This is a genomic window from Actinomadura pelletieri DSM 43383 (assembly GCF_003634705.1).
In the GTDB taxonomy this organism is placed as follows: Bacteria; Actinomycetota; Actinomycetes; order Streptosporangiales; family Streptosporangiaceae; genus Spirillospora; species Spirillospora pelletieri.
Map to the genome: position 1 here is coordinate 370,254 of NZ_RBWU01000002.1, position 16,317 is coordinate 386,570.

The window sequence follows — 16,317 nt, forward strand, 5'->3', positions numbered from 1 at the left end:
CCAAATGTCGAAACAGCACGTCACCTTCGAGGAGCTACTGACCCCCGCCGAGGTGGCGACCATGTTCCGCGTCGACCCCAAGACCGTGACCCGCTGGGCCAGGGAGGGCAAGCTGAACTCGGTCCGCACGCTCGGCGGGCACCGTCGCTACCGCAGGGCGGAGGTCACGGCGCTGCTCCAGAACTCCGAGCACGGCGGCCCGGTGTCCTGATCAGGTGCCGACGAGGGGCAGCCGCCGTCCGAAGTGCCCGATGCCGTCGGTGCGGCGGGACGCCTCCAGCCGTTCGGCTGGAACCTCGCCGTAGAGGGTGGTGCGTTGTTTGGCCGGACGGCCCGCGCGTGCGGCGATCGCCTCCAGGTCGCTGATTGGCTTGAACGAGCCGTTCTCCGACCCGGCCATCCGGCTGATGGTTTCCTCCATCAGCGTCCCACCCAGGTCGTTCACGCCTCCCTGCAAGACCTGTGTGCACAGCTCGTCGCCCAGCTTCACCCAGGACGTCTGGATGTTTGGGATTGCGCCGTGCAACAGGATCCGCGCCAGGGCGTGCACGGCCACGTTCTCGCGGACGGTCGGCCCCGGCCGCGCCAGTCCGGCGAGATAGATGGGCGAGTTGTGATGGACGAACGGCAGCAACACGAACTCGCTGAACCCACCCGTCCGTTCCTGGATGGAGCGGAGCAATTTGATGTGGGCGACCCAGTGGGCGGGCGTGTCCACATGCCCGTACATCATCGTGGACGTCGTCGGAATCCCAAGTTCGTGTGCCGTGGTGACGACCTCGATCCACTGGTCGGCGGGCAGCTTCCCCTTGGTCAGGACCCAGCGGACGTCATCGTCCAGAATCTCGGCGGCCGTCCCGGGCAGCGAGTCGACCCCGGCCTCCCGCGCCGCCTCCAACCATTCACGAATCGACAGATCCGTGCGGGACGCGCCGTTCACGACCTCCATCGGGCTGTAGGAGTGCAGATGAATCTCTGGCGCGCGGCGCTTCACCTCGCGAGCCAGGTCGAAGTAGGCGGTTCCGGGTAGGTCGGGGTGAATGCCACCCTGCATGCAGACCTCGGTGGCGCCCGCCTCCCACGCCTCGTCCACCCGATCGCCGACCTGGGACAGGGACAGCGTGTAGGCGTCGGCGTCCGTGCGGCGCTGCGCGAACGCGCAGAACCGGCAGCCCGTGTAACACACGTTCGTGAAGTTGATGTTCCGGGTGACGACATAGGTGACCTCGTCGCCGACCGCCTCGCGGCGCAGGTCGTCGGCCAGGGAGGTCAGCGCGTCGAGTTCCGGGCCGTCCGCGTGGAGAAGGGCCAGCGCCTCGTCGTCCGAAAGCCCTGCGGGGTTTCGTTCCGCAGCCGCCAAGGCCGCCTTCACATCCGCGTCGAACCGCTGCGGCGCGGACATGCGTTCCCGCAGCGCGTCCCAGTCGCCGTACACCTCGTCGAAGTCGTCGCGCCGGTCACTGGTGCGGCCAATCGTGTCGATCTCGGTGTGCAACTCCGTCCGCCCGGACGCCTCGAAACCACCGTCGGGCTCCTGCCACGGACGCCCTTCCAACACGGCGTCCTCCCGCGCGAGTCCCGTCTCCGGGTCGGCAAGGGCCGCGACGTGCCCGATCAGCCGCGGGTCGAGCCACGGCTCGCCGCGCAGTATGTACTCGGGGTAGATCGTCAACCGTTCGCGCAGCTCGAAGCCCGACTCGGCCGTCCGGGCGGCCAGCTCGTCGATCTGCGGCCACGGCCGTTCCGGATTCACATGGTCGGGCGTCAGCGGGGACACGCCGCCCCAGTCGTCGATCCCGGCACGCACCATCAACTCGTACTGGTCGGCGACCAGGTTCGGCGGCGCCTGCACCCGGGCCTTCGGACCGAGGATGAGCCGCGTCACCGCGATCGTCGCGGCCAGCTCCTCCAGCTCGGCGTCGGGGACGTCGCGCATCTTGGTGTCGGGTTTGGCGCGGAAGTTCTGCACGATCACCTCCTGGATCGCGCCGTACTCCCGCATCGTCCGCCGAATCTCGAAGATCGCGTCAGCGCGCTCCTCGACCGTCTCACCGATCCCGATGAGGATGCCCGTCGTGAACGGCACGTTCGTCCGTCCGGCGTCCTCCAAAACCCGCAACCGGACGGCCGGATCCTTGTCCGGCGACCCGAAGTGCGGCCCGCCGCGCTCACTGAACAGCCGCGTCGCCGTCGTTTCCAACATCATCCCCATGGACGGCGAAACCGGCTTCAACCGCTGGAAGTCACGCCACGTCAGCACGCCCGGGTTCAGATGCGGCAGCAGCCCGGTCTCCTCCAACACCCGGATCGCCATCGCGCGCACATAGGAAAGCGTGTCGTCGTAGCCATGCGCGTCAAGCCATTCGCGGGCCTGCTTCCACCGGTCCTCGGGACGGTCCCCGAGCGTGAACAGAGCCTCCTTGCACCCCATGGCCGCGCCCTGCCGCGCGATCTCCAGCACCTCGTCCGGGCTGAGATACGGCGCGTCCAACTTGTGCGGGACGGTCGCAAACGTGCAGTACCCGCAGCGGTCTCTGCACAGCCGCGTCAGCGGGATGAACACCTTGCGGCTGTAGGTGATGACGCCCGGACGCCCCACGGCCTCGAGACCGGCGTCCCGGATCCGGCCCGCGTGGGCGAGCAGTTCGTCGAGCTGCGCCCCACGGGCGCCCAACAGTGTCGTGGCCTCGGATCGGTCCAGTGTCTTGCCGTCACGCGCACGGGCGAGGGCCCGACGGAGCGCGGAGCTCATGCCGTCCATACAGGCACTCTATGCCAATCGTCATATTCCGCGACCAGCCGCACCCATAGAAATTCCAGCCGCCCAGATCAGCCCACAGAGCCCCACACCTATTCCCGGCCTGTCCCACCCGGCAACCGTCAACCCCATCCGGACGCTCGCGCGGCGACGAACCCCCCACGGCGTCGCCGCCTAGACGATATGAGTTGCCAGTGCTGCTTCGCAGTGTTCCCCTCACGCATAGACAACTCACCTCGCTCGCCTGCGCGCTGGCGGCTCGCCGTCCCACAAAGACGGCCGATGATGGACGATCCCAAGGGCGGCGGCAAGCACGGGAAGGGGGGCACGTAGGTGCCTGAGGCGGCGAAGCTGTCGGCACGGCTCGTCATCGAGCTGACCGACGCCGGCGACCTGACAGCGGACTGGCGACCCGCGTTCGAGGCGGTGCCTCGCCATCGGTTCATTCCCGAAACCGTGTGGGTGGAGGACGGCGACCGGTTGGTGCCGGTGGACCGGGCCGACGACAAAGCAGCGTGGTTGGAGTTGTGTTACGCCAACGATGCGGTGATCACGCAGGTGGACGACGGCGTTCCATTTCTGCCGGGGCGGGTCGGCCGGGAAATCACCAGCTCGGTTAGCCGTCCGGACGTGGTCGCCCTGATGCTGGCGGCGTTGGACGTCGAGCGCGGTATGAACGTGCTGGAGATCGGGACCGGAACCGGGTGGAACGCGGCACTGCTGGCCGAGCGGCTCGGCTCCGACAAGGTGACCTCGGTCGAGGTCGATCCGGCGGTCGCCGATCGGGCGCGTCGTTCTCTCAGCGATGCGGGATACCCGGTCACGGTCGCGATCGGGGACGGCGCGGTCGGCTGTCGGTCGTCCGCACCCTTCGACCGGGTGATCGCCACCGTCGCCGCCGATCGTGTGCCTCGGGCGTGGGCGGTTCAGACCCGTCCGGGTGGTCGGGTGCTGGTGCCGTGGGCCACCGACTTTCATAACGGTGCCCTGGTGTCCTTTCTGGTGGCCCGGGACGGCACCATGCGGGGCCGGATCGTGGGGAACGTGGCGTTCATGCGGCTGCGAGCCCAGCGCGGCAAGCGCGCCTCATTGCACCGAGACGTGCGTGAGTTGGACGGCGCGCGAAAGTCGTTCACGCGGACACACCCCTATTCCGTGCTGGGCGAGTATGACGCGTCCCTCGCGATCGGGCTGAAGGTGCCGCGCTGCAAGCTAATCGTCACCCACCACGACGGTGGGGCGTACACGGCATGGCTGGTCGATCCGTGGTCGGGATCGTGGGCCTGCCTTGACCACGAGCCAGGGGCCGAACGGTTCCCGGTCCGGCAGTTCGGCGACCGGAACCTCTGGCAGGAGGTGGAGGACGCCTACCACTGGTGGCTCGGCCTTGACCGGCCCGCCGCCGACCGCTGGGGCCTGACCTTCACCTGCGAGGGCCAATACGTCTGGCTTGACGCCGAAGAACACCGGATCGACCGGTAGGGGCGACTCCTCAATTCGGTCGGAAGTGGACCGTCAGGCGGGGGAAACGCCACGGCGTGAGGGTGAATGCGGTGGCTCCGACTGCGAGGCTGGTCGCCGCTATCAGCCAGGACGCGGCGTCGCTCGACGGCTGGCCCGTCCAATTCCACCATTGCACATTGCCGACGGCGTTCAAGCCGTAATAGACGAGGGGAAACACCGTTAGGACGGGCAGGAGCCAGTTCGTGAGCCAACCGAGGAGCCGTCCGGACAGGAGAGCCAGGCCCATCCAGACCACGAAACCCCGAATGACGAGAAGAGCCGACGCGGTGGACGTCGCCAAAGCCTCCGCAATGCCGAGGAGGACGATCGCGACCGTTGCGGCGCACACCAGATAGCCGACCTCGTAGCGGCGAAGGACGAAGGTCGCGGTCGACTGGACCTCGCTCATCGAGCTGTGCAGGCCGCCGACGACGATCGCCGCCAGGACGATGGGAATGAAGTGCCGGAAGGGCACCACCGTCATCCCATCGGCGTAGGCGGAGGGCATCCACAAGTTCCACGACCCCGCGACGCCATCCGCGGCCGCAACGGCCGGAATCCCGATGAGGGTGCCGTAGGGGTGGTGCGCTCGCAGAAAGCGCCAGACGGTTCGCCCCTTTCTAAGCACAGGGCGTCCCATTGATTTGGTCGATCCGTTGTTTCGCCCACTGGAACTGGGTCGTCTCGGGCTGCTTGACGAGGGCGCCGATCTGCCGCAGGTCGACACCGGGTGGGCCGCCGCCGACACTCGCGGGCTGACCGGCGTTGTTGGCCCACGCCTCAAGCCAGATAGTCAACTCGAAGGTGGCGCGCATGTGACGGTCCTCGGCCGCCTGGTTCGCGGCGGGACAATACGGTTTCACGGTCTCTTGGAGGACGGAACTCGCCATGTTCGGAGAGACCGACCACATGCTTCCCTCGATAATCTGAAATCCCGCGTACTTGTCTTCCCCGAGCCCCGCCTCCATGAAGGTAGAGGGCACCTTGAACCTGTCCGAGGGGAGGGAGGCCAGCCTATTCGCCATCTTCTCCAGTTCAGGCAGGTACTTCCGATCCTCCGGCCAGACGCAAACCCTGGGTGTTCCTTTGGAGCACAGAGGTTCAGCTGGTGCGGCCCTCTCTGTCTGGAGTGATGCGCCCAACGCTATTTCATAGGTCACGACGACAAGACCCACGCAGATCCCGGCCGCCGTCAAGCGAGGCATGAGGCCGGAGCGCCAACGTTGCGTTCCCTTCGCTGCGGCCAGGGGAATGAGCAGGGCCAAACCCGTGATCGCCGCCGCGAGTACGAGTCGTGTCGTGAGAGCGGAATCGACGACCTCGACCTGTGGGTGGCCGGAGAGGACGAACAGTCCGAGCGACTGCCCGAACAGACCGAGCAGGACGAAGACACCAATCCCGCAGCAGACCGGCGCCATGAACGCCGAACGTGCCCAACGGCCGATCGCATGCCCCACGGCCGCGCAGCCGACCACGTTCCCCATTCCCAGCAATACATATCCTGGCCAAAGGAACCCGGAACCCGCGTCGGGCAGGCTCACCACCGTCGCCGCGGCCACTCCAACGCCGTAGGCGAGCATTCCGTAGGCCAACGTGCACGCCAGGAGCGCGATCTCCGGCCGCCAGCTCGGCAGCGCGGAGGCCCGCAACTGTTCGGCGAAACCGTGGCGGTGCGCTCGCCCGGCGGCCCAGGTCGCCGATGCCGCGAGGGCCGGTCCGAAGAACAGCGACGGGATCTGTGCCGCCGCGCTCGCCTGCGGCCATACGCCTATCCAGTACGTGTCCCGGCCGAACAACGCCGCGAGATCGATGCAGACGAGAACCGGGAACAACCAACGAAGGGGCGAGCGCCGCACCTCTGTCCAGAACATGCGCATCAGGCGGGCACCTCATTGCCCGCGAGCACCGTCATGTAGCCCTTTTCAAGAGGGTTGTCGCCAGGGGCGTCCGGTGACGCGATCTCAGCCAGTTCACGAGGTGGGCCGTAATAAAGAAACCGTCCCTCGCTCATCACGATGACGTTGTCGCAGATGGCGGAGACGTCCTCGACCAGATGTGTGCTCAACACGATGGCGGTGTTCTCCAACGACCGGAGAAGCCCGCGGAACTCCAGCCGTTGCGCCGGGTCCAGCCCCACGGTCGGCTCATCGAGCAGAAGCAACTTGGGCGAGCCGACGATGGCCGAGGCGATTCCGGCGCGCCGCAGCATCCCGCCGGAGAGGGCTTTCATCTTCGTTTTCTGCCTGCCCGCGAGCCCCACCGCCTCGATGGCGTTGACCGTGGCCTCGTGGGCCCGCCGTCCTGGAACCCCACGTAACCAGGAGCAATAGCGAACGAAGTCGTACACGGTGAAGGCGGGCAGGTAGCCGAACTCCTGCGGCAGGTAGCCGATACCCCGCCGCGCCTTCCTGGCCGTCCGTTCCGAGGCCACCCGGGTGCCGCAGATCTCCACCGTTCCGCTCCGCGGCGGAGTCGTGGTCGCCAGCGTCCGCAGCAGAGTCGTCTTTCCCGCCCCGTTGGGGCCGAGCAGGCCGAGCACACCCGGACCGATTTCCAGATCGACCCCGGCAAGGACATTGGTACGCCCGTAACCCTGCACCAGCCCCGACACCCGCACAATAGCGTCCACTTCGTCCCCAAATCCGAGGACCGGTGCCCTTGGATCAGGATATGGGCACCGGCCACCTCATTCGATGATCAAGCGCGAGACCATTGAGGGATGATACATGCCTCGCGGTGACCTCTTGGCTAATCTACGCGGGCCAGGTCGAGGCTTTCCTTACCTTGATGGTGCACTCACCGCTGCCGAATCCGGAGTAGTGGCGCCCTGTGGTCAGGGCATAGGGGCCACGGGTACTCCACCCCGTTCCCGGCATGCAGTAACCCTGGGTGCCGACCGAGCCCCTTCCTGTGTACGGCGTGCAGTAGCCAGACCAGGAGGTATTCCACCACTTGGCGTAACAGCCGTAGGAGGTTTTGGGGCTGGTCCCTCCCGCGTTCGCCGTGGATGCCAGGACTAAGCCCGCTCCGGATAGAGTGATCCCGAGAATTGCACCTTGGATGATCACTTTGATAGGAGTCATCCAGCCTCCGTTCGTCGTGGGACATCATGATCTGGTCGATGTGTGGGCATTTGGTCAGATCGTCCACCATCTGTTGTCTTGATGACCACGTCAATCTTAAGCGATGTCGATTGAGAGGGCGTGCGCAAGTCACATAAGTGTGCACTTGTGGTGATTGGCGAGTTCCGGGTGGCCGTAGGCGGACGGCGCGCTGTCGCTTGTTCGACGAAAGGGCGGCAAGTGGGTGCCCGACCGTGCGGCTCTGTCCGCTCGCAGAGGCGGGATGCCCGACCCGCTGTCGAGCATCAGGAATCGACCGTCACTGGTGAGGGCCAGTACGTCGACTATGGATGCGGGGGTGGGTGTGGTTAGCGGGTTTCTATGAAGGCGTCTGGGTTGCGTGGGGGACGGTTGCGTGGGGGTGCGGCGGGGTGGCCTATGCCTACGGCGCCCATGGGGTCCCAGGTGGACGAGAGGTCTAGGGTCTCGCGGACGACTTCGCGGCAGAACATCGTGCTGGAGACCCAGCAGGAGCCGAGGCCCTCTACTGCCAGGGCTACCAGGAGGTTTTCCACGCCTGCTCCGGTGGCTACGACGAACATTTCGCGTTCGGCCCGGGAGCGGCGTTCGTCCGGGTAGTCGTGGGAGCCGTCCATGACCAGGCACGGGACGACCAGGTAGGGGGCGCGGCGCAGGACCTCGCCGCGGCGTAGGCGTTTGGTGATCGACTCCTTGGAGAAGCCGTCGCGGCGCAGGTCGGCCTCCCAGGCGTCGCGCATCGCGTCCAGGAGGCGGGTGCGGGACTCCGGCGACTCCAGCAGGACGAAGCGCCACGGGGTGGTGTGGTGGGGGGCGGGGGCCGTGATGGCGGCGGCGACGGCGCGGCGTACCGCCGCGGGGTCGACCGGGTCGGGAGTGAACTCGCGGATGGTGCGGCGGGCCGCCAGGACTTCCGAGGGGCCGTAGCGGAACATGTCCTCGGCGGGTGGACGGATCAGTGCGCGGGCGCCGGGGCCGTCCTCCTTCGTGACCAGGTCGGAGAGGCCGCGTACGACGGCTATGGGAACACCGTCCAGCTTGCCCTTGACCAGTTCGGCCGCCGCGGCGATCTCGTCGGCGACCGCGGTGATGGTCGCGTCGAGGCGGTTTCCGTGTGGGTCGGCCTGGCCGCGCAGGTCGTGCAGGGGTTCCAGGCCTGCGGCGCCGATCGCGGCGTCGGTGAGGCCGTTGCGCCAGGGGCGGCCCAGCGTGTCGGAGACGATCACGGCGACGTTCGCGCCGGTGCGGTCGCGGACGCCCGCGCGGATGCGGCGGGCCGAGGCGTCCGGGTCTTCGGGGAGGAGCAGGACGGTGCCCGGTTCGGTGTTGGAGGCGTCCACTCCGGCGGCGGCCAGGACCAGGCCGTGACGGGTCTCGACGATCCGGGTCTCGCCGTGGGCGTGGGTGCGGCGCGCGATGACTCTGACCGTTTCGGCCTCGATGGCCGCCTCACGGTCGGCGGCGAACCGGATCCGGCCCTCCGCCTTGCTGACGATCTTGGACGTGACGACCAGTACATCGCCGTCCGCGACGGTCTCGGCGGGGATCAGCGCGGCGATGTCGTCGCCCTCGGTGACCTCGGGCAGGCCCGGAATTCCGAAGACCTCCAGGTTCATCGGGCCTCCTTCAGTTCGACGGCGAGGTCGACGGCCGCGCGGGCGAGGGCGGCCGTGGCGTCCGGGTCGGTCATCAGGAGCGGGCGGGAGCGGACCTCGATGTCCTTGACGTGGACGTTCGTGTCGGTCTCCGCGACGAGCCAGCCGTCCAGGAGGTCGGGGCCGTACAGTTCGGCGACTGCTTGGGCGGAGGTGTCCACGCCGATGGCGGTCAGGCAGGCGTCCGCCATGCCGCGTACGGGGGCGGTGCCGATGATCGGTGAGACGCCGACCACGGTCTTCGCCGCGACCGCGTCCCGGATGCCGGGCACGGACAGGATCGTCCCGATACTGACGACCGGGTTGGACGGCGGCAGGACCACGACATCGGCGGCCTCGATCGCCTCCAGCACGCCCGGGGCCGGTGCCGAATCCTCTGCGCCGACCGCCGCGATCGACAGTGCCGGAACCGATGCCCGCAGCCGCACCCACCATTCCTGGAAATGGATCGCGCGGCGCCCCTGCTCGTCCTCGATCACCACATGGGTCTCGACCTGATCGTCGGTCATCGGGATGAGCCGCACGCCCGGCTTCCACCGGTCGCACAGCGCCTCCGTCACCGCGGAGAGTTCGTATCCCGCGGCGAGCATCTGCGTCCGGACGATATGCGTCGCGAAATCGCGGTCGCCGAGCCCGAACCAGTTCGGGCCGACGCCGTACGCGCCGAGTTCCTCCTTGACGGTGAACGTCTCGTCCGTCCGGCCCCAGCCCTGCTCCTCGTTGATGCCGCCGCCGAGGGTGTACATCACGGTGTCCAGGTCAGGGCACACACGCAGGCCGAACAAGGAGATGTCGTCCCCCGTGTTGCCGATCACGGTGATCTCCGCCTCGGGGAGGGCCGACCGGAGCCCGCGCAGGAAGCGGGCGCCCCCGATACCGCCCGCCAGCGCCACGATCTTCATGGGAGCACCCTATTCATCACGCGACCCGGCGCCCCGTCCAGCCCGGTGGTGACGGGCGGTTCCGGTGGGGTCACGCCACCGGGTCGAAGTATGCAAAGCTTTGCCGTGTAATCGGGTTGCCTCGGTCTGGAGAATTCACCGTGAACAAGGAAGCCGTCCAGCGCATGCGCGAACCGGCCGCCTGGGTACTGGTCGTCTCGGCGGGTCTGCAATTGCTCGCGGGCATCATCAACCTTCTCGGCAACGACGGTGACTTCTCGTTCCGCGCCCTGAACGAGACCAGGGACGGGTTGTTCCTCTACGTCGGGGCCGTCGCTCTCCTCGTCCTGGCCGTCGTGCTGGTGACGTCCGGCGAGGCGACGCCCACCCCGCAGGCCCGGACGATCGCCACGGGAGCGCTCGGGGTCCTCGGCGGCATCGCCCTGTTCGGGGTGCTGTGCTGGCTGGGCGGGATGCTCGCCGACGGTGACGCCGTGCGGGCCGTCACGAAGCTGACGACGTTCCTGGTCGGCGCGAGCAAACTCGCGATCGTCGGTGTCGGTGGCTGGTACGTCTACACCGTCTTTCAGGGGTTGCAGCCGGCGCGTCCGCAGATGCAGCAGGGTTACGGCTACCAGCCCGGACAGCCGGGGCAGCCGGGCTACGGGCAGCAGGCCTACGGCCAGCAGCAGGCCTACGGTCAGCCCGGTCAGCAGTACCAGCAGTACGGCCAGCAGCCGGGCGCTGAGGGCCAGCAGGCGGCGCAGCAGTACGGGCAGCAGCAGTACGGTCAGCCCCAGCAGTACGGTCAGCAGGACTACCAGCAGTACCAGCAGTACGCCCAGCAGGCGGACCAATCGGCCCAGCCCGCCCAGCCCGCTCAGCAGCAGCCCACCGAGCAGGAAGAGATGGGCGAGTGGACGCGCGCCTACGGCGGCGGTGCCCAGGAACAGGGCCCGCAGGGCACGCAACCCGCGCCGCCGCAGCCGGGCGCGGGCGAGCAGCGCGCCGAAGAGGGCGGCGACTGGTACCGCGACAACCGGCCTCCGCCGCCGCAGTAACCGGTTTCTTCGCTCAAAGGGTGATGACGGTCATCCCGGCATAACCCTCTATGTCGCCCGGAAAGCCTTCCGGCTTGACGGGACAGGCACTACACGCGTGTAATTTCAACGGTGTAGTTTCAACGTCTTCTCGGGGGAAGGAACCGGAGGGAAGGCGTTGACCAGGGGGTTTCACGGGCAGGGAGGTGCGCTGTGAGCGAGGTCGTCATCCCGCTGGCGCACGGCACAGACGGCGAAGAGATGGGCTGGCAGGAGCGCGCGCTGTGCGCGCAGACGGACCCGGAGGCGTTCTTTCCGGAGAAGGGCGGCTCCACTCGCGAGGCCAAGAAGGTGTGCCGGGCATGCGAGGTGCGTACGGAATGCCTGGAGTACGCGCTACAGCACGATGAACGTTTCGGTATCTGGGGAGGACTCTCCGAGAGGGAACGGCGCAAACTGAAGCGCCAGGCCGTCTAAGCGCGGCCAACCGGATCTTTGCGATCCGAGGCGTGTCCCATGCGGCCGCGCGTACAGTAATCAGCCGTGTCGGCCCCCTGGGGCCGGCACGGCTGCTGAACTTTCAGCCAAGACCACCCCGTCGCCCCACAGATCGAGCGATCCTTGTCCCCCACTCTCGATCGCCATGTCGTCACGGCCGTCCTCGTCGCGCATGACGGTGCGCGCTGGCTGCCGGAGACGCTGAAGGCACTCCTGACCCAGGCGCGGCCCGTCCAGCGCCTCGTGACCGTCGACACCGGCAGCCGCGATCGCGGGCCGGCCGTGCTCGCCGAGGTCGTCGGCGAAGCGAAGATCCTCACCCTGCCCCGCACCACCGGATACGGGGAGGCCGTCGCGGAGGCGCTGCGGCAGGACGCCGCGTCCGCGCCCGTCCCCGACGACGAACCCGGTACGCCCCGCACGGAGTGGCTCTGGCTGCTTCACGACGACTGCGCGCCCGCCCACGACGCCCTCGCCCAGCTTTTGCGGACCGCCGAGACCGACCCGAGCATCGCGGTCCTCGGCCCGAAGGTCCGCGACTGGGACGACCGGCGCGTCCTGCGGGAGGTCGGCGTCACCGTCGACGCCGCCGGACGTCGCGTGACGGGCCTGGACGGACGCGAGTTCGACCAGGGCCAGCACGACGGCGTCCGGGACGTGCTGTCGGTCGGCAGCGCCGGGATGCTCGTCCGCCGCGACGTGTGGGACGCGCTCGGCGGCTTCGACGCCGACTACGGCGTCTTCCGCGACGACCTCGACTTCTGCTGGCGGGTCCACGCCGCCGACCATCGCGTCGTCACCGCGACCGACGCCGTCGTGTACCACGTGGAGGCGGCCCGGCGCGGGCTCCGCGAGACCGGAGTGACCGCCGAGCATCCGGACCGCCGCGACCGCCGCAACGCCCTCGCCACGCTGCTCGCCAACCAGCCGTTCGGCGCGATGCTGCGGGCGCTCGTCCGCAACGTGTGGGCGTCGCTCGTGCACGCCCTCTGGCTCACGGTCAGCAAACGTCCGGCCGCCGCCCGCGACGAGCTGCGCGCCCTCGGCGACGTGCTGCGCGACCCGGGGCGGCTGCGGCAGGCGCGGGCCGCCCGCGCGGACGGACGCAAACGCGTCCACCGCACCGTCCGGCGCTTCCAGGCCCGCCGGGTCGTGGCCCGCCGCACGGTCGAGGCGATCTCGGAGTTCCTCGCCGCCCACGAACGCGACCGTGAGGACGGCGACGAGACCGCCCCGGCGCCCGAGGAGCCGGGCACGATCCGGCGGCTCCTCACCCACCCCGGCGTGCTGGTCGTGCTGGCGCTGGTCGCCGTCGCGGTGGCGGCGGAACGCTCGCTCCTCACCGCGACCGGGACGCTCGGCGGCGGCGCGCTCGTCCCCGCGTGGGGCGGCGCGAGCGACCTGTGGGCGCAGTACCTGTCCGGCTGGCATCCGGTCGGGGTCGGCGGCGACGCGGGCAGCCCCCCGTACGTGGGGGTTCTGGCCGCCGTGTCGACGGTGACGCTCGGCAAACCGTGGCTGGCCGTGACGATCCTGCTGCTCGGCAGCGTGCCGCTCGCGGGCCTCACCGCCTACCGCGCGTCCCGGCTGCTGGTGACGAAGCCGCCGCAGGTGACGGACTCGCCGCGCGCCGGGCACCGGGCCAACGGCCGCGGTCTGCCCGTGGCCGCCGTCCGCGCCTGGTTCGCGGCCGTGTACGCGCTGCTGCCCGCCGCCACCGGTGCCATCGCGGGCGGACGGCTCGGCACCGCCGTCGTCCTCGTCCTGCTCCCGCTGATCGCCGTGCAACTCGCCCGCGTGTACGGGCTGCCGCGCTCGGAGGCCGCCGCGTTCGACGTCCGGACGCGCCGGGCACGCGCCGGGCGGGCGGCGTGGGCGACCGCGCTGCTGCTCGCCGTCGCGATGGCGTTCGTCCCGCTCACCTGGCTGGTCGCCGCGCTCGCCGCCGGGACGGTGCAGGTGCTGTTCGACCGGCCGGGACGGCGGGTGCGCCGCGGCGTCGTCATCGCGCTCGGCGTCCCGCCGCTGCTGCTGTTCCCGTGGACGGTCGGCCTGCTGTTGCACCCGTCCCGGTTCCTGACGGAGTCGGGTCTGCACCGCCGGTTCGCGACCGCCGACGCGACCGACCTGCTCACGCTCGACCCCGGCGGGCCCGGCACGCCCGCGTGGTGGGCCATGGCCGGGCTGCTCGCGGTCGGCGTGTGCGCGCTGCGGTTGCGGCGCCGCCGTCACACCGTCCTCGCGGGCTGGCTGATCGCCGTCTACGGACTGCTGATCGCGGTCCTGACCGGCTTCGGCACCGTCACCAAGGGCGTGGACACGGCACCCGTCTGGCCCGGCGTCGCGCTGATCTTCGCGGGCGGGGGAATGCTGGTCGCCGCGACGGCCGCCGTCCAGCGGGCCGGCGAGGTCATGGCGGGCACCCGGCTGCTTCCCAAGGTCGGCGGGGCCGTCGTCGTGCTCGCCGCGTTCACGGCCCCCTTGATGGCCGCCGGATCCTGGGTGGTGGACGGCGTGGACGGGCCGCTGCGCCGGGTCGACCCCGACACCGTTCCCGCGTTCGTCCACGGGCCGGGCGGGACGAGAACCCTCGTCCTGCACCGGGAGCCGTCCGGCCGCGTCGCCTACACCCTCCTGCGGGGCGCGCGGCCACGGATCGGTGAATCCGAGGTCGCGGGCGGCGGCAAGGCGCGGGGCCGCCTGGACGATCTCGTCGCCGGGCTCGCGGCGAACCGTGAGGGCGACGACGGGCCCGCGCTGACCCGGATGGGCGTCCAGTACATCCTCGTGCCGAACCCCCGGAGAGACCCGCTCACGGACGTCCTCGACACCGCACCCGAACTGACGCGCCTCAGCCGCACCGACACGTTCGCCGTGTGGCGGCTCCACTCACCGACCGGCCGGATGATGCTGCTGCAGGGCTCCACCGTCACCCCCTTGCCCTCGGGACGGATCGACGCCCGCCTCAGGCTCCCGGCCGGAACGGGCCCGCGCACCCTGCTGCTCGCGGAACCGTCCGACGGTGGTTGGCGGGCCACCCTGAACGGACGCGACCTCAAGGAACGGACGGTCGACGGCTGGGCGCAGGGCTACGACATCCCCACAGCCGGAGGCGAGTTCCAACTGACCAGGTCGATGACGGCGCGGCATGTCTGGGTCGTCCTGCAAGGGGTCGCCGTGCTGTTCGTCGCCGTTCTGGCCCTGCCGGGCGCGCGCGTCGACACTCTCCGTTCCGACGGCGGACGTGAACGTCGCCGCGAGAAGCCGCGTGAGATGCCGCGTGAGAAGGCTCGCGAGAAGCGTTCGGATCGGCGTCGTGGACGACGAGGGCGCCGTAGGGGAACCCGCGTCCGTGCCCAACAGGAGGAACCGCCTCCCACGAAGGAACACAGCCCGGAAAGGGAGGAGGTGTCGTGAACACCGACAAGGTTCTGCGCCTCCTCGGTATGCGCTACGCCACGGCCGCGCTCATCCTCGTCGCCGTCGCCGCCCTGTACGGGGCTGCCACGTTCGCCCACCCGGGGGAGGCCACCGCTAAGGGCAGGCGTGCCCCGGTCACGTCCGCCGTGGCGGTCTGTCCCGGCCACGAGGGCGGACGGCTCGCCGTGCAGTCCCTCGCCCACGAGAAGGGCGGGCGCGTGGACATGACGCCCACCAAGGGCGGCTCCGCCGTCGCGTCCATGACGACGCCCGGCCAGACCTGGGAGAAGGACACCGACTCCGGCGACGACTCCTACACGCTCCGCGCGACGGGTGCCATGGCCGCCGGGTTGGCGGCCGAGCAGACGACATACCGCGACGACGGCGACGATCGGGGCCTGGCCGGGGCGCGCTGCGCCGCGCCCGGCACCGACCTGTGGTTCCTCGGCCCGGGGCCGGTCGCGGCCGATGAGATCGACCTCTACCTCACCAACGTCGAGTCCCGGCCCGCGTTCGTGGACCTCACCGCCCTGTCCGGCGAAGGCCCCCTCGACACCGTGGAGGGGCGCGGCACCCGCGTCGACCCCTACACCACCAGGGTCGTGAAGATCGGCGAGTCGCCGGAGGGGCTCGGTGACGTCGTGAAGCCCGCCGCCGTCGTCGCGTTGCGCGTCCGGGCGGCCGGTGGACGCGTCGCCGCGTCCCTGCGCGTCCGCGCCGGAGAGGGGAAGGGCATCGAGTGGCTGCCGCGTTCGCCCGCGCCCGCGACGTCCGTGCTCGTGCCGGGCGTGCCGGGCGGGTCAGGGGAGCGCGGGCTGCTGATCGCCGTGCCCGGCGAGGCCGACGCCCGGGTGCGCGTCCAGGTGATCACGAAGGACGGCGCGTTCGTCCCGCGTGGCCAGGACGTCGTCGACGCGCCCGCGAAGACCGTGACGTTCGTCGCGCTCGACGACGTGCTGTCGGGCCGGGCCGCCGCCGTGCGGCTCGTCGCCGACCGGCCCATCCTGGCCGGAATCGCCGCCGAACGCGGCGCCGACATCGCCTACGGGACGTCCACGCCGCCGCTCACCGCGTCCGGGCCGGGCGTCGCCGCCGACAACCGGTTCGACTCGTCCCTGATCCTGACCGCACCGGCCGGGGCGGCGACCGTCCAGGTCACGACCATGAACGCCACGGGCAGGGGAGCATCGCAGGAGATCAAGGTTCCGGCCGGACGAACCGTCGAGACCGCGCTGGCCGCGCCGAACGCGAACGCCGACGACGAGGTCGCCTACGGGGTCGTGATCAAGCCGAAGCCCGGCTCGGGGCCCGTGCACGCGGCGCGCGTCCTCGGGAAGGGCAAGGGTGACGAGTACCTGTTCACCGTCCTGCCGATCGTGCCCGCCGCGCTGACCGTCCACCTTCCGGACACCGCCGACTCCCAAGGCGCCCTGATCCCCGGCTGATCCCCGGCTGATCATC

12 protein-coding genes are annotated in these 16,317 nt (G+C 69.8%); 6 read left to right on the forward strand and 6 right to left on the reverse strand.

The annotated features are described in order from the left end of the window. The first annotated feature begins 4 nt into the window (after nucleotides 1–4). On the forward strand, nucleotides 5–211 hold the full coding sequence (locus BZB76_RS08495; protein WP_121433751.1) for a BldC family transcriptional regulator: 207 nt from the start codon (nucleotides 5–7) through the stop codon (nucleotides 209–211). On the opposite strand, the gene BZB76_RS08500 is transcribed toward BZB76_RS08495, so the two are convergent. Further along, complete coding sequence (locus BZB76_RS08500) at nucleotides 212–2,761, reverse strand: bifunctional FO biosynthesis protein CofGH (protein ID WP_121433752.1); 2,550 nt, start codon at nucleotides 2,759–2,761, stop codon at nucleotides 212–214. Between the two features lie 330 nt (nucleotides 2,762–3,091). On the opposite strand from BZB76_RS08500, the gene BZB76_RS08505 reads away from it, so the two are divergent. Then, nucleotides 3,092–4,240, forward strand: a complete 1,149-nt coding sequence (locus tag BZB76_RS08505) for a methyltransferase domain-containing protein (RefSeq protein ID WP_121433753.1) — start codon at nucleotides 3,092–3,094, stop codon at nucleotides 4,238–4,240. Between the two features lie 10 nt (nucleotides 4,241–4,250). Here BZB76_RS08505 and BZB76_RS08510 read toward each other — a convergent pair whose 3' ends face one another. The 5 genes from BZB76_RS08510 to cofD form a co-directional block, all read right to left on the reverse strand. Continuing rightward, a complete protein-coding gene (locus BZB76_RS08510; RefSeq protein WP_147449377.1) occupies nucleotides 4,251–4,745 on the reverse strand; it encodes a hypothetical protein in 495 nt (164 codons plus the stop codon). Nucleotides 4,746–4,881: 136 nt separating this feature from the next. Continuing rightward, nucleotides 4,882–6,138 (reverse strand): ABC transporter permease, encoded by a 1,257-nt coding sequence (locus tag BZB76_RS08515; protein WP_121433755.1) that lies wholly within the window; start codon nucleotides 6,136–6,138, stop codon nucleotides 4,882–4,884. Continuing rightward, the gene (locus tag BZB76_RS08520) at nucleotides 6,138–6,872 is read right to left on the reverse strand and encodes an ATP-binding cassette domain-containing protein (protein ID WP_121434573.1); all 735 of its coding nucleotides are present in this window, start codon (nucleotides 6,870–6,872) and stop codon (nucleotides 6,138–6,140) included. The genes BZB76_RS08515 and BZB76_RS08520 overlap by 1 nt, the downstream gene beginning before the upstream one ends. An 819-nt stretch (nucleotides 6,873–7,691) precedes the next feature. After that, nucleotides 7,692–8,978, reverse strand: a complete 1,287-nt coding sequence (locus BZB76_RS08525) for a coenzyme F420-0:L-glutamate ligase (protein ID WP_121433756.1) — start codon at nucleotides 8,976–8,978, stop codon at nucleotides 7,692–7,694. After that, nucleotides 8,975–9,919, reverse strand: coding sequence for a 2-phospho-L-lactate transferase (cofD, locus tag BZB76_RS08530; protein ID WP_121433757.1), 945 nt, complete (start codon nucleotides 9,917–9,919; stop codon nucleotides 8,975–8,977). Before cofD ends, BZB76_RS08525 begins: the two co-directional genes overlap by 4 nt. 140 nt (nucleotides 9,920–10,059) lie before the next feature. On the opposite strand from cofD, the gene BZB76_RS08535 reads away from it, so the two are divergent. The 4 genes from BZB76_RS08535 (at nucleotide 10,060) to BZB76_RS08550 (ending at nucleotide 16,301) form a co-directional block, all read left to right on the forward strand. Then, nucleotides 10,060–10,959: a hypothetical protein gene (locus tag BZB76_RS08535; protein WP_147449378.1), complete on the forward strand. Its 900-nt coding sequence runs from the start codon at nucleotides 10,060–10,062 to the stop codon at nucleotides 10,957–10,959. Nucleotides 10,960–11,199: 240 nt separating this feature from the next. Continuing rightward, nucleotides 11,200–11,415, forward strand: coding sequence for a WhiB family transcriptional regulator (locus BZB76_RS08540; RefSeq protein WP_171064042.1), 216 nt, complete (start codon nucleotides 11,200–11,202; stop codon nucleotides 11,413–11,415). A gap of 144 nt (nucleotides 11,416–11,559) precedes the next feature. After that, nucleotides 11,560–14,853: a glycosyltransferase family 2 protein gene (locus BZB76_RS08545; protein ID WP_121433759.1), complete on the forward strand. Its 3,294-nt coding sequence runs from the start codon at nucleotides 11,560–11,562 to the stop codon at nucleotides 14,851–14,853. Then, on the forward strand, nucleotides 14,850–16,301 hold the full coding sequence (locus BZB76_RS08550) for a DUF5719 family protein (RefSeq protein WP_121433760.1): 1,452 nt from the start codon (nucleotides 14,850–14,852) through the stop codon (nucleotides 16,299–16,301). Before BZB76_RS08545 ends, BZB76_RS08550 begins: the two co-directional genes overlap by 4 nt. Nucleotides 16,302–16,317: the final 16 nt, after the last annotated feature.